The sequence below is a fragment of the Mesocryomonas lacus genome (assembly GCF_055730105.2).
This window is the reverse complement of sequence record NZ_JBUZWF020000003.1, coordinates 595,457-614,762: the sequence shown is the minus strand read 5'-3', so window position 1 is coordinate 614,762 and position 19,306 is coordinate 595,457. Positions and strand designations below refer to the sequence as shown.

The 19,306-nt window shown below is 67.5% G+C and carries 16 protein-coding genes; 12 read left to right on the top strand and 4 right to left on the bottom strand.

The features are described 5' to 3' along the window. Nucleotides 1-220: 220 nt before the first annotated feature. Nucleotides 221-2,965 (top strand): beta strand repeat-containing protein, encoded by a 2,745-nt coding sequence (locus ACZLZQ_RS12675; RefSeq protein ID WP_472949660.1) that lies wholly within the window; start codon nt 221-223, stop codon nt 2,963-2,965. A 423-nt stretch (nt 2,966-3,388) separates the two neighbouring features. On the opposite strand, the gene ACZLZQ_RS12670 is transcribed toward ACZLZQ_RS12675, so the two are convergent. The 4 genes from ACZLZQ_RS12670 to ACZLZQ_RS12655 form a co-directional block, all read right to left on the bottom strand. Beyond that, entirely contained in the window at nt 3,389-4,159 is a 771-nt protein-coding gene (locus tag ACZLZQ_RS12670) for a glutamine amidotransferase (protein WP_472949659.1), read from the bottom strand. A 46-nt stretch (nt 4,160-4,205) separates the two neighbouring features. Next, nucleotides 4,206-5,228, bottom strand: a complete 1,023-nt coding sequence (locus tag ACZLZQ_RS12665; protein WP_472932428.1) for a LacI family DNA-binding transcriptional regulator — start codon at nt 5,226-5,228, stop codon at nt 4,206-4,208. A gap of 112 nt (nt 5,229-5,340) precedes the next feature. Then, nucleotides 5,341-6,588, bottom strand: coding sequence for a M20 metallopeptidase family protein (locus ACZLZQ_RS12660; RefSeq protein WP_472949658.1), 1,248 nt, complete (start codon nt 6,586-6,588; stop codon nt 5,341-5,343). Beyond that, complete coding sequence (locus tag ACZLZQ_RS12655) at nt 6,585-7,757, bottom strand: M24 family metallopeptidase (protein WP_472949657.1); 1,173 nt, start codon at nt 7,755-7,757, stop codon at nt 6,585-6,587. Before ACZLZQ_RS12655 ends, ACZLZQ_RS12660 begins: the two co-directional genes overlap by 4 nt. Before the next feature lie 328 nt (nt 7,758-8,085). Between ACZLZQ_RS12655 and ACZLZQ_RS12650 the strand changes: the two genes are divergently transcribed. The 11 genes from ACZLZQ_RS12650 (at nt 8,086) to ACZLZQ_RS12600 (ending at nt 18,912) form a co-directional block, all read left to right on the top strand. After that, entirely contained in the window at nt 8,086-9,024 is a 939-nt protein-coding gene (locus ACZLZQ_RS12650) for an ABC transporter substrate-binding protein (RefSeq protein ID WP_472949655.1), read from the top strand. 80 nt (nt 9,025-9,104) lie between these two features. Next, complete coding sequence (locus tag ACZLZQ_RS12645; RefSeq protein WP_472949654.1) at nt 9,105-9,896, top strand: ATP-binding cassette domain-containing protein; 792 nt, start codon at nt 9,105-9,107, stop codon at nt 9,894-9,896. Nucleotides 9,897-9,988: 92 nt separating this feature from the next. Further along, nucleotides 9,989-10,927: an ABC transporter permease gene (locus ACZLZQ_RS12640; protein ID WP_472949921.1), complete on the top strand. Its 939-nt coding sequence runs from the start codon at nt 9,989-9,991 to the stop codon at nt 10,925-10,927. Continuing rightward, nucleotides 10,927-12,009: a phosphotriesterase family protein gene (locus ACZLZQ_RS12635; RefSeq protein ID WP_472949653.1), complete on the top strand. Its 1,083-nt coding sequence runs from the start codon at nt 10,927-10,929 to the stop codon at nt 12,007-12,009. Before ACZLZQ_RS12640 ends, ACZLZQ_RS12635 begins: the two co-directional genes overlap by 1 nt. Further along, entirely contained in the window at nt 12,006-12,968 is a 963-nt protein-coding gene (locus ACZLZQ_RS12630; protein ID WP_472949652.1) for a ribokinase, read from the top strand. Before ACZLZQ_RS12635 ends, ACZLZQ_RS12630 begins: the two co-directional genes overlap by 4 nt. Further along, nucleotides 12,965-13,804 carry a BtpA/SgcQ family protein gene (locus tag ACZLZQ_RS12625; RefSeq protein WP_472949651.1) on the top strand — a complete coding sequence of 280 codons (840 nt, stop codon included), beginning with the start codon at nt 12,965-12,967 and terminating at the stop codon, nt 13,802-13,804. The genes ACZLZQ_RS12630 and ACZLZQ_RS12625 overlap by 4 nt, the downstream gene beginning before the upstream one ends. Continuing rightward, complete coding sequence (locus ACZLZQ_RS12620; RefSeq protein ID WP_472949650.1) at nt 13,801-15,042, top strand: Zn-dependent hydrolase; 1,242 nt, start codon at nt 13,801-13,803, stop codon at nt 15,040-15,042. Before ACZLZQ_RS12625 ends, ACZLZQ_RS12620 begins: the two co-directional genes overlap by 4 nt. Before the next feature lie 39 nt (nt 15,043-15,081). Next, nucleotides 15,082-15,858: an N-acyl homoserine lactonase family protein gene (locus ACZLZQ_RS12615; RefSeq protein WP_472949649.1), complete on the top strand. Its 777-nt coding sequence runs from the start codon at nt 15,082-15,084 to the stop codon at nt 15,856-15,858. Nucleotides 15,859-15,999: 141 nt separating this feature from the next. Then, nucleotides 16,000-17,265: a flavin-containing monooxygenase gene (locus ACZLZQ_RS12610; RefSeq protein WP_472949648.1), complete on the top strand. Its 1,266-nt coding sequence runs from the start codon at nt 16,000-16,002 to the stop codon at nt 17,263-17,265. A 61-nt stretch (nt 17,266-17,326) separates the two neighbouring features. After that, nucleotides 17,327-17,737 carry a RidA family protein gene (locus ACZLZQ_RS12605; RefSeq protein WP_472949920.1) on the top strand — a complete coding sequence of 137 codons (411 nt, stop codon included), beginning with the start codon at nt 17,327-17,329 and terminating at the stop codon, nt 17,735-17,737. A 245-nt stretch (nt 17,738-17,982) separates the two neighbouring features. After that, on the top strand, nt 17,983-18,912 hold the full coding sequence (locus tag ACZLZQ_RS12600; RefSeq protein ID WP_472949647.1) for a LysR family transcriptional regulator: 930 nt from the start codon (nt 17,983-17,985) through the stop codon (nt 18,910-18,912). Nucleotides 18,913-19,306 lie beyond the last annotated feature (394 nt).

Here is a 19,306-nt window from a genome sequence, read left to right as displayed (position 1 = left end):
ATTCTTGTAGTCGTGGCAAAGTAGCCAGCAAACATATAGGCGGCAACTAAATGTATACGTTAAAATATACCTAAGTGCTCCTTGATTAGATAAGCATGCGCGTGCATAGGTGCCGCTGCGTCACCCTTGGATGTCATTGGTTAGCAAGATCCGAAGGTGAACGGTGCGCGGTGTGCACGCCCGTACCTCATGTAACGAATGGCTCCAGGAGAGATAAACCATGGCTAGCACCATCTATACCGGCGCAGCGTCCGCCTCGACGGCGTATAACCCGTCCGACGTCTACACGCTGAACCTCTCGCCCGCCTCGATCACGAACGTCTCGCAGTCCGGCGCGAACGTCGTCATCCAGACGGGCGCGACCGCGCTCACCATCACGGGCGTGACGCTGGCGGCGCTGGCCACCACCAATTTCGTCCTGCAGGGCGGCGGTTCGGTCACCCTCGGCGACGGCCTGGCGGCCACGGCGAACGACGACAACGGCAACACCATCACCGGCACGGCCTTCGCCGACGTCCTGCTCGGCCTCGGCGGCTCGGACACGATCGACGGCGGCTTCGGCAACAACCTGATCTTCGGCGGCGCCGGCTTCAGCGACACGGTCGACGCGGGCGACAGCATCACCGCGGGCAGCGGCAACGACACCATCTACGGCAATGCCGGCAACGACACGATCACCTCGGGCACCGGCACCGACGTCATCTATGGCGGCCTCGGCAATGACGTGATCAGCGTCACGCCGAACCTCGGCCAGACCGCGACCATCTACGGCGGCGGCGCCGTCAGCGACGCCGTCGAAACCGGCATCGACACCATCACGGTCGGTGCCAGCGGCGCGGCCGTCGCGGGCGCGGCCTTGATCTACGCCAACGGCGGCAATGACATCGTCAACGTCTTCTCGACCGGCAACAACTCGGTCTATGGCGGCCTCGGCAACGATAGCATCACCCTCGGCGCGGTCGGCACGCTCGCCAGCGGCAACAACTTCGTCGCCGGCGGCACCAACGACACCGACACGATCAGCATCTTCGGCAACGGGAACAACACCGTCTACGGCGGCACCGGCTCGACCGACACCACCGACCTCGCGGACCGCATCACCGTCACCGGCAACGGCAACAACGCGCTCTACGGCAATGCCGGCAACGACACGGTCTCCGCGCTCGGCGACGGCAACAACTCGGTCTACGGCGGCCTCGGCAACGACAGCGTGACCCTCGGCGGCAACGGCAACAACCTGATCTTCGGCGGCACCGCCGACACCGACAGGATCGAGGTCCGGGGCAACGGCAACAACACCATCTACGGCGGCGCCAGCCTCAACGACACCGCCGATCTCGCCGACTTCATCGATGTCGACGGCACCGGCAACAACGTCATCTACGGCAATGGCGGTGACGACACCGTCCTCCTCGGCTTCGCCCCCACGGTCCTCGGACAGAACAGCATCTACGGCGGCATGGGCGCGGACTCGATCAGCGTCCTGGGCGGCGTCGCACCCGGCCTCAACGGCGCGGCGCCCCTCGCTCCCTCGCTGCTGATCCAGGCGGGCTCGGGCGAAGACTCCGTTAACACCACCGGCTTCAACTTCGGCAAGACCACGATCTACGGCGGCAACGGCGTCAACGACACCACCGACGGCGGCGACATCATCCGGGCCGGTGCCAGCGCCGACCTGATCTACGGCAATGGCGGGGCCGACGTCATCACCACGGGCAATGGCGCCGACAGCGTCAATGGCGGCACAGGCCTCGACCGTATTCTGATCAATGGCAGCCTCGGCAACAAGGTCATCGGCGGCAACGAGACGGGCGAGCAGATCATCGTTAACACCGCCACCACCTTCACAGCTGCCCTTAACGGCACGGACGTCGTCGTCACCGACGGCACCACGCGCACCATCACCTTCATTGGCGCGCAGAACAGCATCGTCAACATCGGTGTTCAGGGTGGACTGTCGGACGACAACTTCGTCACCAACACCGGCGTCTTGCCGACCAGCCTCTTCCTTGCCAACTTCAGTGCGACCGGCGCTACGCTGACCGGCCTCAGCAACTTGGCGGGCAGCGATACGATCTACGGCGGTGCCGGTGCTGACACGATCCTCGGCGCGGGCGGCGATGATCGAATTTTCGCCGGGGGTGGCAATGACTCGATCAACGCCGCAGTTTCGGGCACCGTTTCGATCCTTGGTGGCGACGGCAACGACACAATCTCGATGGCTACCTTTCTCGGCAACTTGGATACGGTCGATGGCGGAGCGGGCATTGATGTCCTGAACTACAACTCACAGAATGCCACCGATCTGACCAATGTAACTGGCATCGAGACGATCAACATTCTCAACACAACGGTACCCGCGGTCATTACAACCGCGAATACCCTCGTTGCCTCGGGCGAGACGTTGACCATCAATGCAGCCAACCTCACCACCGGTACTTTGAACTTCAACGGTGGTGCTGAGGCCGACGGCAAGTTCGTGGTCATCGGCGGCGGCGTGGGTGACACCATCATCGGTGGCGCCGGTGCCGATACCCTTAACGGCGCAGGCGGTGCCGATACGATCACCGGCGGTGCAGGTGTTGACGTTCTCACCGGCGGCGCTGGAAACGATAGGTTCGTGTTTACAGTACTCGCCGACTCCGGCGGCACTGCGGCAACCGCGGACACGATCACAGATCTTAACTTGGGGACCAACGGCGTCGGTGGTCAAGTCGATACACTGGATCTTACTAACCTACCCGCGTCAATCGCGAGCGGCGGCGTCGCAACGGCAGCTGCCACTTTGGATGCAGCCTTTGCTACACTGAACCAGAACCAGGCTGGTCTATTTACAATCGGCGCAGACACCTTCTTTGTATTTGACGGCGCAGGCGCCAATAGCGCTACATTTGCGGCGGGTGACGACCTTGTCATCAAGGTCACTGGCGTTACCGGTGTGCTGGACGCGACCGACCTCGTCTGAAACAGACAGATGCGAAAGGGGCGGCTTCGGTCGCCCCTTTTTTCTTATTGCAGCAATTCCGACGCCGCCGCGTTCGTCCTGTCCGAAGCCAAGCATTAGCCGATGCTGGTGCGTGCCAAGCTAATGCTGGTTCGTGCAAACGGCCATCCTGCTGCCTGGCTTAGATTTCCGGTCGGCCTCGCAAGAACCTTCCCTCTCCAGCCGCACTAACCGGACACCTACATCGTCCCAAAGATTGCAGCGCGCCCGACAATCTACCATGTCAAACACAAAGGGTACGGCCGAAACCGACCGCTCATACCGGTCCGAACCGAGAACCTTTACGAGGGTCCTCCAGCCTTCTCGCACACGTCGAGAATGCGCCTGCGCCACCATAGGCAGGCGCTGTTTTGGTCAGGTATTTCGCACCTTCGGCTGCTTCTCTCACGTCAGCCGCGTCACCCAACCCAGCGCGTTCTTCCAGAGCTTCGCGTACCCCTCCCATTCGACGAAACTGTTCGGCAGCCAGTGCGGGCCGATGTCGGAGGTCCAGGCGAGCGTGCGTCCCTTGCCGAACTCGCCGGTGACGAGCAGCGGGTGGCCGCCTTCCTCTGCCGGCAGCGTCGCCAGCACCTCGGCGCCGTCCTTCAGCACGACTTCGTTGGCGCCGAGGAGCATCGGCCAGGGGCCGTCGAGGCCTTGGAGGATCGGGTGCGCGGGGTTCCCGGTAACGGCGGGGACAAAGCCTTCCGGGATTTCCAGGCGGTCGTCATAGGGAAGGCACGCGACCGGCAGCGCCTCCTCGACCGCCGTCGCCCGCCAGCGCGCCTTGCCGTCGATGCCCTGGAACGAGAAGTAGCCGCCCATCATCAGCAAGCCGCCGCCGGCGCGCGTCCATTCGCGGATCAGCTTCAACCGGTTCGGCACCGGCTTGCCGTGCATCCACACCTCCTGCGGCAGGAGGAAGGTGTTGGTGCCGATGTCGGAGAGGATGATCGCGTCATAGGCGGCAAGGCCGGCCATGTCGTAGGGAAACTCGGCCGCGGCGGCGTGCGCCGTCATGTAGGTCAGCTCGAACTCGCTGCCTTTCAGGGCCGCCACCAGCGGCTCGGCGCCGAGGTGGAAGGTGACGCTGCCGAACTGGTCGAAACCCTTGTAGTGGATGGCGGAACTCGTCCAGCTTTCGCCGACGAGGAGGACTTTCTTCTGGGCCATGTCGCTTTCTCTTTCGTATCGGCCGGCCTTTCGGCCGGGCGCTGGGTCAGGCAATCCGCCGGACCGATTGGCGGATCACGAGGTCGACGGCGAGCCGTTCGACCGTCGGTGCGGTGTCGCCGCCGATGGCGGCCAGCAGCAGGTCGAGGGCGCGCTCGCCCATCGCCTGGATGGGCTGGCGGACCGCCGTCACGGGCGTCGCCATCAGCTCCAGCGGGCTCGCATCGTCGAAGGTGACGATCGAGAGATCACCAGCCACGGCGACCTGCCGCGACGCCATCACCCGGAGGATGCCGATGAGGATCGGGTCGCTGCCGGCAAACACCGCCGTGGCGCCCGCCTTGCCGTCGATCAGCGCTTCGCCCGCCGCGCTGCCGAAGGCGGTGGCGTACTCGCCAAAATGCTCCGCGACGACCTCGACGCCGGGCCCCGCCTCCTGCACCGCCGCGTGAAAACCGGCGGCGCGCTCCCGGGCGCTCATCAGGTCGCCGGGGCCGCCGACATGGGCGAGGCGCCGGTGCCCGGCCTCGATCAAATGGCGGCCGGCGAGGTAGCCGCCCTGGTGGTTGTCGGAAAAGATCTTCGAGACGGCGGTGCCGGCGACGTCCTCGTCGACGAGGACGATGCGCGCCGCGTCGTTGATCGCCGTGGCGAGCGTCCCGTCGGCATCATTGTGGTTGGTGGCAAACAGCAGGCCGTCGACGACGCCGACGCCGAGCGTCGAGATGTATTTCAGCTCCCGGCTCGGCTTGTTCGACGTCGAGCACAGCATCACCGCCACGCCGCGCGCATCGGCGGCCCGCTCTACCGCGGCGGCCAGGCCCGCGAAGAACGGATTGTCGATCTCCGGAATGACCAGCCCGATCGCATCCGACCGGCCGCGGCTGAGGCTGCGGGCGTGGTGGTTCGGCCGATAGCCGAGCTCCTTCACGGCGTCGTCGATGCGCCGTCCGGTGTCGACCGGCAGCACCAGGAGGCCGTTGAGGTAGCGCGAGACCGCCGCGGGCGACAGCTTCGCCGCCTTGGCGACTTGGTCGAGCGTGATGCGCTTTGTGACGGGCTTTTCCATGCCCCAATGCTGCCGTGATCCGGCGTCTTAGTAAAGCGCTTAATTCGTGCACACGACCCTAAGATCGGCGAATTATGCGGCAGACCGTTCGACGGTGCGGTCTCGGCGACCTTCACGCCGGACGCGACAGACCTTCGCAGCAGCCTTCGTCGCGTCCGCCGAGAAAGCCAAGGATGCTGCCGACCAGCACCTTTGCCCCCAAAGGAAGCGCGGCTTCATCGACATGGAGACGCGGGTGGTGCAGGGCAAAAGCCTCACTGCCGGCGGGGTCCGCGACGCCCAGCCGGAAATAGACCGAAGGCACCGCCTCGCTGTAGAAGCCGAAATCATCGGCCGCCGTCCAGCCGGGCGCCGCCAGGAGCGCGCCTTCGCCAAGCGCTGCCCCGGTTGCCGCCCCGACCACAGCCACCATCCCGGCATCGTTGACCACCGCCGGCTCGCCGCTGACGATCTCGACGCGCGCTTCCCCGCCATGCGCGGCGGCGATGCCGCTGGCGATTTCGCGCAGCCGCCGCTGCGCCAGAAGCCGCGTCTCCGCGCGGCCGGAGCGCAAGGTGCCGCGCAAGGTCACGCGATCGGCAATGATGTTGTAGGCCCCGCCGCCGGCAAAGCCGGTGACCGAGACGATCAGCGGGTCGAAAGCCGCCGTCTCCCGCGCCACGATCTTCTGCAGTTCGCCGACCACCGCACAGCCGATGGCGATGGCGTCGACACCGCGAAAACTCTCGGCGGCATGCGCCGAGCGCCCGGTGATCACGATGTCGAAGATGTCGGACGCCAGCGTATAGGGGCCGGCCCCCAACGCCACCCGCCCGGTCGCGAGAAACGGATCGACGTGCAGGCCGATCGCCGCATCGATATCCCGAAGGTGCCCCTCGGCGACGATCCGCCGCCCGCCCAGCGGCTCGGCCTCCTCCGCCGGCTGGAAGATGAAGCGCACCGTGCCGCCGAAATGCGCGCGCTGCCGGTGCAGCGTCGCCGCGGCGGCGAACACCATGGCGGCATGCGCGTCGTGGCCGCAGGCATGCATGACGCCCGGGTGGACGGAGGCGAAGGGCAGCCCGGTCTCCTCGTGGATCGGCAAGGCGTCGATGTCGGCGCGCACCGCCAGCCGGCGGTTCGACGTCGGCGCCAGCCCCTCCACGTCGACGACGAGGCCCGTTCCCGCTGCCGGCTTGGCCTCCATCCCCTCCCCGGCCAGGCAGTCCCGGAGATAGCGCTGGGTTTCGACCTCGGCATTCGACAGCTCGGGATGCGCATGAAGGTGCCGGCGCACCTCGATCATGCGCGCCAGGAGATCGGCGGGGATGGCCGCGATTTCCAGATCGCCGGCCGCCGGCAGAACGGTCGCCGCCGTCATTTGCAGAAGACGTCGCGCGGAAACCTTGTGATCGTCTCCGCGCCGGAGTCGGTGACGAGGATGGTCTCGCTGACCTCCATGCCCCAGCCGTCCATCCACATGCCGAGAATGGCATGCAGCGTGTTGCCGGGCTGCAGGATCGATCGGTCGCCGGCGCGCAGGCTGATCGTGTGCTCGCCCCAGTCCGGCGGATAGGCGATGCCGATGGAATAGCCGATGCGCGACTCCTTGGTGAGGCCATAGCGGGCGATCACCCGGCGCCAGGCCGCCTCGACCGATTCCGCCGTTTCGCCGGGTTTTACCGCCGCCAGCACCGCCTCCATGCCCTCGAGCACCGCCTTGGCGGTCTCGGCAACGGCAGGCGGCATCGGGCCGAGCTGCATCGTCCGGGCCAGGCCCGCGGTGTAGTGCCGCCTTGCGCCGGCAAGCTCCAGCGCCACCGTCTCGTTCGCGCCGAAGCGCCGGTCGCTCCACATCAGATGCGGCGCCGAGGCGTTCTCCCCGCCAAGGATCGTCGGCGGCAGCGCAGTGACGTCCCCGGCATAGCCGGGCTCGCCCGCAACCTGCGCTGCCTGGATCTTCGCGATGGCGTCGCATTCGCGCACGCCCGGCTCGATGACGTCGTAGGCGGCGCGCATGGCGCCTTCGACGAGCCTTGCCGCTTGCCGCATGTACGCGATCTCGCCGGCCGACTTCACCGAGCGGACCCAGCTGACCAGAAGCCCGGAATCGACGATCTCCGCGTTCGGCAAGCCGGCGACGAGGCACGCATGCGCCTTGGCGGTGTAGTAGTAGGCGTCGAGCTCGACGGCGATCCGGCCCTTGCCCCAGCCCTTGTCGGCCAGCCAGCGGGCGATCCAGTCCATCGGATGGCGGTCGCTCTGGTGGACATAGGCCTCGGGGAAGCCGACGACGTTCTCCGGGCTCATCCAGGCGGTCAGCTGGCCGCCGACCGCATCCATCGCCCGGCCGAGCCAGACCGGCTCGCCCTCGAGCGGCACGACCACGCATTGCGGCGTGTAGAACGACCAGCCGTCATAACCGGTGAGATAGTGCTGGTTGGCGATGTCGTTGACGACGAGGAGATCGAAACCCTTGCGCTGCATTTCCAGCCGGACGCGGGCAAGGCGCTCGGCATAGTCGTCGAAGTCGAAGGGCAAGGGAACCATTGTCGCTCCGTGCTGGGTGTCGGGGAACGCCGCCGCATCTGCAGCGCCGTTCCGCCAGCAGCGGAGACTGGCCTTCAGCGGTTTCCCCTGTCAATCGCGGCAGTCGGGCGGCATGCGCCTGCCGGCAGATCCGCCGGCTTCGGGGCAAGCCCGCAACCTTTCCATCTGCATGGACAGGTTGCCTCTTTTGAAGGCAGTTCGTTCGGTGACAAATCTCTATTCAAGGAGCTTGACAGGCGTTCAAGGATTTTGAAGTCTGATCCGGCGGCCGATCGCTGATCGCAGGGGCGACAGGAAGGGTCCGCGACCAGACAGAGGGGGTACTGACATGCGCCTGACCCGAATGCTCTCCCGCAGCATCGCCACCGCCGCCATCCTCGTCGCCATCGGCAGCGCGGCCAATGCCGCGACCTATGCCCTCGTCACCATCAACCAGCAGGCGCTGTTCTTCAACCAGATCAACGACGGCGCCAAGAAGGCGGCGGATGCCGCGGGCGCCGAGCTTGTGATCTTCAACGCCAACAACGTGCCGGCCGCGCAGAACGACGCCATCGAGACCTACATTACCCAGAAGGTGGACGGCATCATCCTCGTCGCCATCGACGTCAACGGCGTGAAGCCGGCGATCACCGCCGCCAAGGCCGCCGGCATTCCGGTGATCGCCATCGATGCCCAGATACCCGATGGCGACAACATTTCCTTCATCGGAGTCGACAACGCCAAGGCCGGCCAGGACATCGGCAAGCACTATGCCGACTACGTCAAGGCCGAGATGGGCGGCACCGCCAAGGTCGGCATCGTCGGCGCGCTGAACTCCTTCATCCAGAACCAGCGGCTTGACGGCTTCAAGAAGGCGGTCACCGCCAGCGGCCTCGCCGTCACCGTCACCGACACCGTCGACGGGCAGAACGTTCAGGACGTGGCGCTGGGGGCCGCCGAGAACCTGATGACTGCCAATCCCGACATGACGACGATCTACGCGACCGGCGAGCCGCAACTGATCGGCGCCGTCTCCGCCGTCGAGAGCCAGGGCCGCCAGAGCGACGTAAAAGTGTTCGGCTGGGACCTCACCGCCCAGGCGGTGAAGGGCATCGACGAGGGCTGGGTCGCCGCCGTCGTTCAGCAGGACCCGGCCGGCGAGGGCAAGGCCGCGGTCGAGGCGATGGAGAAGCTCGGCAAGGGCGAGAAGATCGAACCGATCATCAACGTGCCCATCACCATCGTCACCAAGGCGAATGTCGACCAGTTCCGCGGCATGTTCAAATAGAGCTGACACCCGCGAGCCCACGCCGACCAGCATCCGGGCGCGTCGCCCGGATGACCCATGCCATGACGGGAAACAGCTGAATGGAAGACCGATACCGGGTCCGGATGACCGGCATCTCGAAGCGCTACGGGCCGATCCAGACGCTCGACAACGTCTCGCTGAACCTCAAGGCCGGTGAAGTACTCGGCCTCGTAGGCGACAACGGCGCCGGCAAGTCGACCTTGTCGAAGGTTCTCTCGGGCGCCGTGGTGCCCGATGCCGGCACGATCGAGATCGACGGCGAGGTTGTCTCCTTCGCCTCGCCAGCCGATGCGCGCCAGAAGCACGTCGAGATGGTCTACCAGGACCTCTCGCTCTGCGACACGGTGGACGTCGCCGGCAACATCTTCCTCGGCCGGGAGCCCAGGCGCCGGTTCCTCGGCCTGCCGCTGCTCGACAAGCCGCGCATGCACACCGATTCCCGCGCCATGCTGGAAAAGCTCGGCATCGACATCGCCGACACGCGGCTGAAGGTCGAGAACCTCTCCGGCGGCCAGCGCCAGTCGATCGCCATCGGCCGCGCCGCCTCGTTCGACCCCGCCGTGCTGATCATGGACGAGCCGACGGCAGCGCTCGCCGTCGCCGAGGTCGAGGCGGTGCTGGACCTCATCCGCACGGTCAGCGCCCGCGGCGTCAGCGTCATCCTCATCACTCACCGCCTGCAGGACCTCTTCCTCGTCTGCGACCGCATCCAGGTGATGTACGAGGGCCGCGCCGTCGCCGAGCGGCTGATCGGCGAGACGAGCATCGAGGAGGTGGTGAACCTCATCGTCGGCCGCAAATTCGCCGCGCGCTCCGCCGGCCGGGCCGACAGCGCGGGAGCACCGCTATGACCACGACGACCGAGCCTTCCGGCGGAAACACCGCGCTGCATGCCCATGCCGGCCCCGCGCGGGTGCGCCAGGCGACCTGGCACGACTGGTTCATGGCGAATGGCAGCGTCGCCTCGATCGCCATCTTCTTCATCGTCGTCTGCTTGCTCTTCACCTTCACGACCGGCGCCTTCCTGACCGCGCCGAACCTCCTCAACGTGATCCGGCAATCGGCCCCGCTGCTGATCGTCGCCGCCGCGATGACGCTGGTGATCACCACCGGCGGCATCGACCTTTCCGTCGGCTCGGTGCTCGCCCTCGTCAGCGCCCTCTCAGCCACGCTCCTGCAGCTTGGGCTGCCCTGGCCGGTGGTGATCCTCGCCATGCTGGCGCTCGGCGCCCTGATCGGCGCGATCCAAGGCTTCTTTGTCGCCTATGAGGGCATTCCCTCCTTCATCGTCACGCTGGCCGGCCTGTCGGTGATCCGCGGCATAGCGCTGCTCATCACCAATGGCTATTCCATCCCGATCGAACCGACGAGCGCCTTCGTCTATATCGGCCGCGCCTGGCTGTTCGGCGTGCCCTTCCCGGCGATCATCGCGCTGGTCGTCCTCGCCGTCGCCTACATCACCTTCAACGAGACCCGCTTCGGCCGCTACATCACCGGCATCGGCGCCAATGCCGAAGCGGTCAGGCGGGCCGGCGTCGACACGCGGCGCACCACGCTGATGGTCTATGTCATCTCGTCGAGCGCCGCGGCGCTCGCCGGCATCATCCTTGCCGGACGCCTCGGCTCCGGCTCGTCGAACTCCGGCCAGGGTTTCGAGCTCGAGGTGATCGCCGCCGTGGTGCTCGGCGGCACAAGCCTATTCGGCGGACGCGGCACGATCGTCGGCACCGTCCTCGGCGCGCTGACGGTCGCCGTCATCGCCAACGGCCTGATCCTCTCCCACATGTCGCCGTTCCTGACGCCCATCGTCACCGGCTGCATCATCCTCGTCGCGATCTGGCTGAACTTCCGCCTGTTCCGTGGCGCGGTGAGGCGGCGTTGATGGCCCTCGACTTTAGCGAGCGGAACGCCGCGCCCAGCGCCATAGGCATCGCCACCGGCCAGGTGATGACCGTGCAAGGCCCAATCCCCGTCGCCGAGATGGGGGTGACGCTGATGCACGAGCACATCTTGATCGACGGCGCCAAATCCTGGTCCTGCCCTTGCCATCCCGATCTCGCCGCGATCGCCGAGCAGCCCGTCTCGATCGAGATCATCGGCGAGCTCCGGATGAACCCCTACATCAACCGCGACAATGTCAGCCTCGACGACAGCGACCTCGCCCTCACCGAACTCAAGATGTTCCAGAAGCTCGGTGGCCACACGGTGGTCGACCCGACGAACATCGGCATCGGCCGGGATCCTACCAAGCTCGCCCGCATCTCCCGCATGTCCGGCCTCAAGATCGTCATGGGCTCGGGCTTCTACCTCGAGCACACGCATCCGGACTGGCTGAAGGCGATGGACGTCGACGACGTCACCGCGTTCCTGGTGAACGATGTCGGCGGCGGCCCCGAAAAGCCGGCGGTGATCGCCGGCATCATCGGCGAGGTCGGCGTCAGCAAGGACTTCACCGCCGAGGAGAGGAAATCGCTGCGCGCCTCGGCGCGGGCCTCGGCCCTCACCGGCGTGCCGCTGTCGATCCACCTGCCCGGCTGGGAGCGGCTGGCGCACGAGGTGCTGGATGTCGTTGAGGCCGAGGGCGCCGATCTCCGGCACACCGTGCTCTGCCACATGAACCCGAGCCACGAGGACCTGCCCTACCAGAAGGCCCTCGCCGAACGCGGTGCGTTTCTCGAATACGACATGATCGGCATGGACTATTACTATGCCGACGCGGACTCACAGTCGCCGTCCGACGAGCAGAACGCGCGGGCCATTCGCTCGCTGGTCGACATGGGCTTCGAGGACCGCATCCTCCTGTCGCAGGACGTGTTCCTGAAGATGATGCTGACCCGCTTCGGCGGCTTCGGCTACGCCTACATCCTCCGCCACTTCGTGCCGCGGCTGCTGCGCCACGGCGTCGAGCAGGCGGTGATCGACCGGATGATGACCGACAATCCGCGGTCGGTCTTCGCGGCATGACCGTCCATGTCGTCGGCAATGTCTGCATCGACACGACCTTCCGCCTGCAACGCTTTCCCAAGGCGGGCGAGACGCTCAACGCCGCCGCCGTCTCCGACGGCCTCGGCGGCAAGGGCGCCAACCAGGCCGTCGCCGCCAGCCGGACCGGCGCCGATGTGCGCTTTTGGTCCGCCATCGGCCACGACGAGACCGGCTTGCACATCCGCGCCTTGCTGGCGGCGGAAGGCTTGGACACCATGGGCCTTGCCGTTCTTGCCGGGCCAAGCGACCGCTCGTCGATCTTCGTCGACGCCGCCGGCGAGAACATGATTGTCAGCGCCGTCCCCGCTGCGACGGCCTTCGATCCGCTGGCGGAAACCGCCTTCGGATCCACCCTCCTCCCCGGCGACGTCGTCGTCCTGCAAGGCAATCTCGGTCCGGCCGCGACTGAAGGCTGCCTGGCTCGCGCCAAGGCCCGCGGCGCGACCACGATCCTCAATGCCAGCCCCCTCCCGCCGGACGGCGGCATGGCCATCGCCGACGTCGACATCCTGATCGTCAACGCGGTCGAGGCAGCGATCCTGTCCGGCTGCGACGTGCCCGAGGCCGGCGCCCTGGCGCTGCTGAAGCACGGCCCCGGTTGCGTGCTTCTGACGCTCGGCTCGGCCGGGGCGGTACTTGGCCTCGCCGGGTCGCAGGACCTCGTCCGCATCGCCGTTCCCGCGGTGGCGGTGGTCGACACGTCGGGCGCCGGCGACGTGTTTTGCGGGGTCGTCTCCGGCCTCGTCGCGCTCGGCATCGGCGTCGAGCCGGCAGCGAGGCTGGCGGTCCAGGCGGCGTCGCTGGCGGTGACGCGGCCGGGAACACTTTCCTCCTGCCCGAGCGCTGCCGAGATCGCCGCGCTACGGGCTGGTGCAACAGAACTTCCGGCGGCAGACCTGCCGCCTATCAAGCAACGAACTGAAGCGGAATCTCGATGAACACCCATAAGCCCATCGGCCAAGCCGGCGGCGACGCCATCCAGCAGATTTTCGGCCGCCCCAAGGCGGTGATCGGCGTCGTCCATCTCGCCGCCCTTCCCGGCGCGCCGCGGCATGACGGCGAAACGGTCGAGGCGATCTACCAGCGCGGCCTCGACGACGCCCGCGCCTACCTCGCGGGCGGCTGCGACGGGGTGATCGTCGAGAACCACGGCGACGTGCCCTTCGCCAAGCCCGACGACATCGGCCCGGAAACCGCGGCCCACATGGCCGTGGTGGCCGACCGCATCCGCCGCGAGCTCGGCAAACCGATCGGCATCAACGTGCTCGCCAATGCCGCCATTCCGGCGCTCGCCATCGCCAGCGCCAGCGGCGCGAGCTTCGTGCGTGTCAACCAGTGGGCCAACGCCTATGTCGCGAACGAGGGCTTCATCGAGGGCGAGGCGGCGCGGGCGATGCGCTACCGCGCCCACCTCCGCGCCAAGGGCGTCAAGATCTTCGCCGACGCGCACGTGAAGCACGGGGCGCATGCCATCGTCGCCGACCGGCCGGTGGAGGAGCAAGTGAAGGACCTCGTCTTCTTCGACGCCGACGTCATCATCGCCACCGGCCAGCGCACCGGCCACGCCGCCGACCTCGGCTACATCCAGATGATCAAGGAGGCTGCCGGCCTGCCAACACTCGTCGGCAGCGGCGTGACGCCTGACAACGTCAACGACATCCTCGGCGTCGTCGACGGCGTCATCGTCGCGAGTTCGCTGAAGTACGACGGCGTCTGGTGGAACCAGGTCGAGCCGGCGCGGGTGACGGCATTCATCAACGGCATCCGGCGGTGACCGCAAGGGCGGCCATCGATCCCGCGCGCCTCGCCCGCCGCCTCGACCAGTTCGCCGGCATCGGCGGCACCCCAGCGGGCGGCGTCGACCGCCAGGCACTGACGCCGGGTGACCGACAGGCCCGCGCGCTGCTGGCCGAACTCGCTTCCGCCCGCGGCTTCACCGTGAGCCAGGATCCGATGGCGAACCTCTTCGTCCGCCGCGAAGGCCGCGACCCGCAGCTGCCGCCGCTGATGATCGGCAGCCATCTCGACACCCAGCCGACGGGCGGACGCTTCGACGGCGCGCTCGGCGTGCTCACCGCTTTCGAGGCGCTGGAGGCGATCGAGGATGCCGGGCATGAGACCGCTCGGCCGATCGAGCTGGTGTCGTGGACGAACGAGGAAGGCAGCCGCTTCGCGCCCGGCGCCATGGGCTCGCGGGCGTTTGCCGAGGGCGCGATCCCCGCCGCCTGGGCAGAACTTTCCGGCGCCGACGGTGCCGCCTTCGCCGGCGAACTGCAGGCGACGCTCGCTGCGCTCCCGGTGCACATGCGGCCGCTCGGCACGCCGCTGTCGGCCTATGTCGAGCTGCACATCGAGCAAGGGCCGGTGCTCGAGCGTGAGCGGATACCGATCGGCGTCGTCACCGGCGTCCAGGGCACCCGCTGGCTGGAAGTGACGATGACCGGCCGCGCGGCACATGCCGGCACGACGCCGCTCGGCTTCCGCCGGGATCCCCTGGTCGCCGCCGTCTCGCTGCTGAAGGTGCTGCAGGACTCCGTCATGCCCGAGGACGAGGACGTGCGCCTGACCGTCGGCCGCATTACAGCGCAGCCCGGCTCGGTCAACGCCATTCCCGGCAGCGTGACGTTCAGCCTCGATCTCCGCCATCCCCGCGCGGCGCGGCTGGCGGAGCTGGAGGCGCATGTGCGGACGCTCGCCATGGGCTTTGCCGCGACGCAAGGCTGCACGGCCGAGGTGAGGCAGACGCTCGACATGCCGCCCGTCGCCTTCGACGAGGAGTTGCTGGTCGCCATCGAGGAGGCGGCGGCCCGGACGCATCATCTCTGCCGCCGCATCCTTTCCGGCGCGTTCCACGATGCGCTGTTCATCGCGCGGCGGGCGCCGAGCGCCATGCTGTTCGTGCCGAGCCGCGACGGGCTCAGCCACAACGAGGCCGAGTACACCGCGCCCGAGGACTGCGCAGCCGGCGCCGCGGTGCTCCTGGAGACGGTGCTGGCGCTCTCCTCCCGCTGACGCCGGCACAGCCCCCGTCCATTCCCGAAGGAGCCAGGCATGACCGACGTCACCAAGATGTACATCCTCCTCTGCGGCTACGAGATCATCCGCAAGTCCGGCTGCGTGCGCGGGGCGGATCCCAGCATCGTGCTGACCGTGCCGATCTCGGCCTATCTCCTTGAGACCCGGCGCGGCTACGTGCTGATCGATGCCGGACTCGACAGCGCGACGCTCGCCGACCCCGTCGACAGCCGGGCCGCCTACGTCAAACCGCTGTTCCCCGCGCCGCCGCTGGTGCTGCCGGAGCACGAGCTCCTGGCGCAGCTCGCCCTCATCGGCGTCGCGCCGCAGGATGTCGGCGAGGTCGTGCTGACGCATGCGCATAACGACCACACCGGCAATCTTCGGCATTTTCGCCATGCCCGCGTGACGATGCAGCGCGGGGAATACGAGGCTGCGTTCGAGGGCGAGCGCCGCGCGGCGCGCTCGTTTGCCGAGATCGCCGATCCCGCGATCGACTGGCACCTCATCGACGGCGACTGGCAGATGATGCCGGGGCTGGAGCTGATCCTCACCCGCGGCCATACCGCCGGCCATCAGTCTGTGGTGGTCACTCTGCCGGAGGGCGGCGTGAAGGTGCTGACCGGGGACGTCGCCGATCTCGCGGAGAATTTCGAACGCGAGGTGCTGGGCGTCAGCATGGACGATGACGCCGCGCTCGCCAGCATCCGCAGACTGAAACGGATCGTTGCGGAGACCGCGGGCGAACTGGTGCTGCTGCACGATCCCGATTTCGTCGAGAACGCCCGCCGCGCGCCCGACTTCTACGCCTGACGGATCGGTCGGGAAGCAGCCGCCTCGCGATCGCCTAAGCCGGGCCGCGGGTAATCCTAATATCGGCCGGCGCCGGGCTGTTCTAAGCTCGGGCGCGCCGGGCGGTGACGCCGGCGGGGCGATGCAGGAAGTGAGCTGTCGATGGCGCTGGAGAAGACCGAGACGCTGGTGATCGGCGCCGGGCAGGCCGGCATCGCGATGAGCGAGCACCTGACGGCGGGCGGCATACCGCACCTCGTCCTCGAACGCGCCCGCATTGCCGAGCGCTGGCGATCGGCGCGGTGGGATTCGCTTGTCGCCAACGGCCCGGCCTGGCACGACCGTTTTCCCGGCCTCGATCTTGCCGGCATCGATCCCGACGCCTTCGCGCCGAAAGAGGCCGTCGCCGACTATTTCGCCGACTATGCCCAAAAGTTCGGTGCGCCGGTGCGCTGCGGCGTCGCCGTGACGCGGGTCCGGCGGCTGGACGGGCGGCTCGGCTTCCACGTCGAGACCTCTGAGGGGGAGATCGAGGCGGCCACGGTGGTGGTTGCCACCGGGCCGTTCCAGAACCCGGAGATCCCCGCGATTGTGCCGGCGGACGCACCGGTGCGGCAGTTGCATTCCAGCCTCTACCGCAACCCCGGCGCGCTGCCGGAAGGCGCAATCCTCGTCGTCGGCGCGGGGTCCTCGGGCACGCAGATCGCCGACGAATTGCTGCGGGCCGGACGGCGCGTCTTCCTCTCCGTCGGCCCGCACGAGCGGCCGCCGCGCGCCTATCGTGGCCGCGACTTCGTCTGGTGGCTGGGGGTGCTTGGCAAATGGGACATCCAGGCGAGCGCGCCGGGCACCGAGCACGTGACGATCGCGGTGAGCGGCGCCGAGGGCGGCAAGACCATGGACTTCCGCTGCCTCGCCGCCGCCGGCATGACCCTCGTCGGTCGCACCGAGGCGTACGCGGACGGCGTGCTGCGCTTCGCGCCGGGGCTCGCCGAGACGATCGCGCGCGGCGATGCCTATTACACCGCCCTTCTCGACGAGGCCGATGCCTTCGTCATCCGCAATGGCCTCGACCTGCCGGAAGAACCGGGCGCGCGCGTGTTTGCCGAGGATCCGCCTTGCGTCACGGCGCCGCTCGCCACGCTCGACATGGCCGCCGAGGGCATCTCGACCATCGTCTGGGCGACCGGCTTTTCCAGCGATTACAGCTGGCTGGAGGTCGACGCCTTCGACGCCGAGGGACGGCCAAGGCACCAGCGCGGCGTCTCGGCCGAGAGCGGGCTCTACTTCCTCGGCTTGCCCTGGCTGTCCGGCCGGGGATCGAGCTTCATCTGGGGTGTCTGGCACGATGCGCGCTACCTCGCCGACCACATCGGCACGCGGCGTCACTATCTCCGCTACCGCCCCGCTTCTGGCCTGTCGGCCTGAACCCGGGTCTCTCCGGCCATACCGCGACCCCGTAGCCCCCGAAAGGACCGTCACGGCGCACATCCGCCTGCGAAAATTCAATACCCGCGATACCTATCCCGAGCAGAGACTCGACAACGACCTCTGCCAGACCGTCGTCGCCCGCGGCAGCATGGTCTTCGTGCGCGGGCAGATCGGGCAGGACCTCGACACGTCGGAAAGCGTCGCCATCGGCGATGTCGGCGGGCAGGCCGAGAAGGCGATGGCCAATATCGACATGCTGCTGAGGGAGGCCGGCGCTTCGCTGGCCGACATCTGCAAGATCACCATCTACCTCGTCGATCCCGCCGACCGCGAGGCCGTCTACCGTGTCGTCGGGCGCTGGCTGAAGGGCGTCTATCCCGTCTCCACGGGCCTCGTCGTCTCCGCCCTCGCCCGGCCGGAATGGCGGGTCGAGGTCGACGTCATCGCCGTCATCGGCGGCAACGACTGAACGGCTGGCCGCGGCGCTTTCCGCGCGCAAGGCGAAGCTCAGCCGACCGGGCCGGGGCGGCGGGTTTCCGCCGCCGACACGAAGGCGTCCCCACGCTTTCGATCGGGGCACCGCCCTGTCCGAAAATCCACTCCGGATTTCCGCCCCGATGCTGTAGTTTGACCCTCCAGCAGCCCGCCGCAGCTTCCCGCCTTTGCCCCGCGCGCCATCCCCGTGCCGACGCGGCCGAACCGCAAGTCAGCCCCATGCGCTTTTCCTTTCGGCAGCTGGAATACTTCGTCGCGGTCGGCGAGGTCGGCTCGATCACGCTGGCAGGCGAGCGGCTGCACATCTCCCAGCCCTCGATCTCGACGGCGATCGCCCAGCTCGAGCGGGCGCTCGGCGTCCAGCTGTTCCTGCGCCAGCACGCGCGGCGGCTGACCTTGACGCCGACCGGCCGCATCGTGCTGGACGAGGCGCGGCAGCTGTTGCGCCAGGCCGAGGGGCTCCACGCCGTCGCCGCGGAGGCGGCCGGCGAGGTGCGCGGGCGGCTCGGCGTCGGCTGCCTGTCGACGCTCGCGCCGCTGGTCATGCCCGAACTCGCGCACGCCTTCACCGCGGCCTTCCCGGCGTCCGAAATCCGCCAGGTCGAGGCGACCCAGGAACAGCTCTTCGCAGCGCTCGGCCGGACCGAGATCGACATCGCCGTGACCTATGATCTCGAAATCCCCGCGGAGATCGCCTTCGAGCCGCTAGCAAGCCTTGCCCCGCACGTCTGGGTCGGCGCAGCGGACCCGCTGGCCCAGCGCCAGTCGGTGACGCTCGCGGAACTTGCCGACCTGCCGCTGATCCTCCTCGACCTCCCCTACAGCCGCGACTATTTCCTCGCGCTCTTCCGCGAGGCCGGCGTGCGCCCGCAGATCGCCAGCCGCTCGACCCAGCTCGAAGTGGTCCGCACCATGGTCGCCAACGGCTACGGCTACACACTCGCCAATGTGCGGCCGCGCTCCGACCTCGCGCTCGATGGAAGGCGAATCGTCCGCGTCCCGCTCGGCGGCGCGCACCGGCCGATGCAGCTCGGCCTCGCCACGCTGAAGGCCTGCCGCAAGACCCGCTGCGTCGAGGCCTTCGAGACCCATTGCCGCGCCCTCATCTCCGACGCCGCCATCCCCGGAATGACCCCTGCCGACAGCTGAGACGCGCCCCTCTTTTCCTTCTGCCTCTTCCCTCTCCCGGTTCGCGCCGGCTGGGCTCCCTCCCCCTTCCGGCCGCGTACGGTCGCCGCCCGCGGAAGGCTGCCGATCGATCATTCCCCGACGGTCGCGAGGTGGGATTTTCGCGCGCAAAGACCGAGCTTGCTCAGCAGCTTCCCTCCGCCACGTCTCATGACCATGGCGACCCAACCGTTCCCGTGCAGTACCGACGTCGCCGGCATCGGGATTGCCAGTCGAACATAAGGAATAGATTACCCTTTTGAACGAAGCACAGCGATCTCCCAGCTGATTTATAACTATTGAAATCGAATAGATTTTGTCATGCAATCAATCCTTATGACATGGGTATGCAAACCTTCATACTGACGAACACAGC

What these genes read in the sequence shown, in the direction of transcription:
- ACZLZQ_RS12675 (WP_472949660.1), top strand. Translation starts at nt 221, where the DNA reads ATGGCTAGCACCATCTATACCGGCGCAGCGTCCGCCTCGACGGCGTAT.
- ACZLZQ_RS12670 (WP_472949659.1), bottom strand. Translation starts at nt 4,159, where the DNA reads ATGGCCCAGAAGAAAGTCCTCCTCGTCGGCGAAAGCTGGACGAGTTCC.
- ACZLZQ_RS12665 (WP_472932428.1), bottom strand. Translation starts at nt 5,228, where the DNA reads ATGGAAAAGCCCGTCACAAAGCGCATCACGCTCGACCAAGTCGCCAAG.
- ACZLZQ_RS12660 (WP_472949658.1), bottom strand. Translation starts at nt 6,588, where the DNA reads ATGACGGCGGCGACCGTTCTGCCGGCGGCCGGCGATCTGGAAATCGCG.
- ACZLZQ_RS12655 (WP_472949657.1), bottom strand. Translation starts at nt 7,757, where the DNA reads ATGGTTCCCTTGCCCTTCGACTTCGACGACTATGCCGAGCGCCTTGCC.
- ACZLZQ_RS12650 (WP_472949655.1), top strand. Translation starts at nt 8,086, where the DNA reads ATGCGCCTGACCCGAATGCTCTCCCGCAGCATCGCCACCGCCGCCATC.
- ACZLZQ_RS12645 (WP_472949654.1), top strand. Translation starts at nt 9,105, where the DNA reads ATGGAAGACCGATACCGGGTCCGGATGACCGGCATCTCGAAGCGCTAC.
- ACZLZQ_RS12640 (WP_472949921.1), top strand. Translation starts at nt 9,989, where the DNA reads ATGGCGAATGGCAGCGTCGCCTCGATCGCCATCTTCTTCATCGTCGTC.
- ACZLZQ_RS12635 (WP_472949653.1), top strand. Translation starts at nt 10,927, where the DNA reads ATGGCCCTCGACTTTAGCGAGCGGAACGCCGCGCCCAGCGCCATAGGC.
- ACZLZQ_RS12630 (WP_472949652.1), top strand. Translation starts at nt 12,006, where the DNA reads ATGACCGTCCATGTCGTCGGCAATGTCTGCATCGACACGACCTTCCGC.
- ACZLZQ_RS12625 (WP_472949651.1), top strand. Translation starts at nt 12,965, where the DNA reads ATGAACACCCATAAGCCCATCGGCCAAGCCGGCGGCGACGCCATCCAG.
- ACZLZQ_RS12615 (WP_472949649.1), top strand. Translation starts at nt 15,082, where the DNA reads ATGACCGACGTCACCAAGATGTACATCCTCCTCTGCGGCTACGAGATC.
- ACZLZQ_RS12610 (WP_472949648.1), top strand. Translation starts at nt 16,000, where the DNA reads ATGGCGCTGGAGAAGACCGAGACGCTGGTGATCGGCGCCGGGCAGGCC.
- ACZLZQ_RS12600 (WP_472949647.1), top strand. Translation starts at nt 17,983, where the DNA reads ATGCGCTTTTCCTTTCGGCAGCTGGAATACTTCGTCGCGGTCGGCGAG.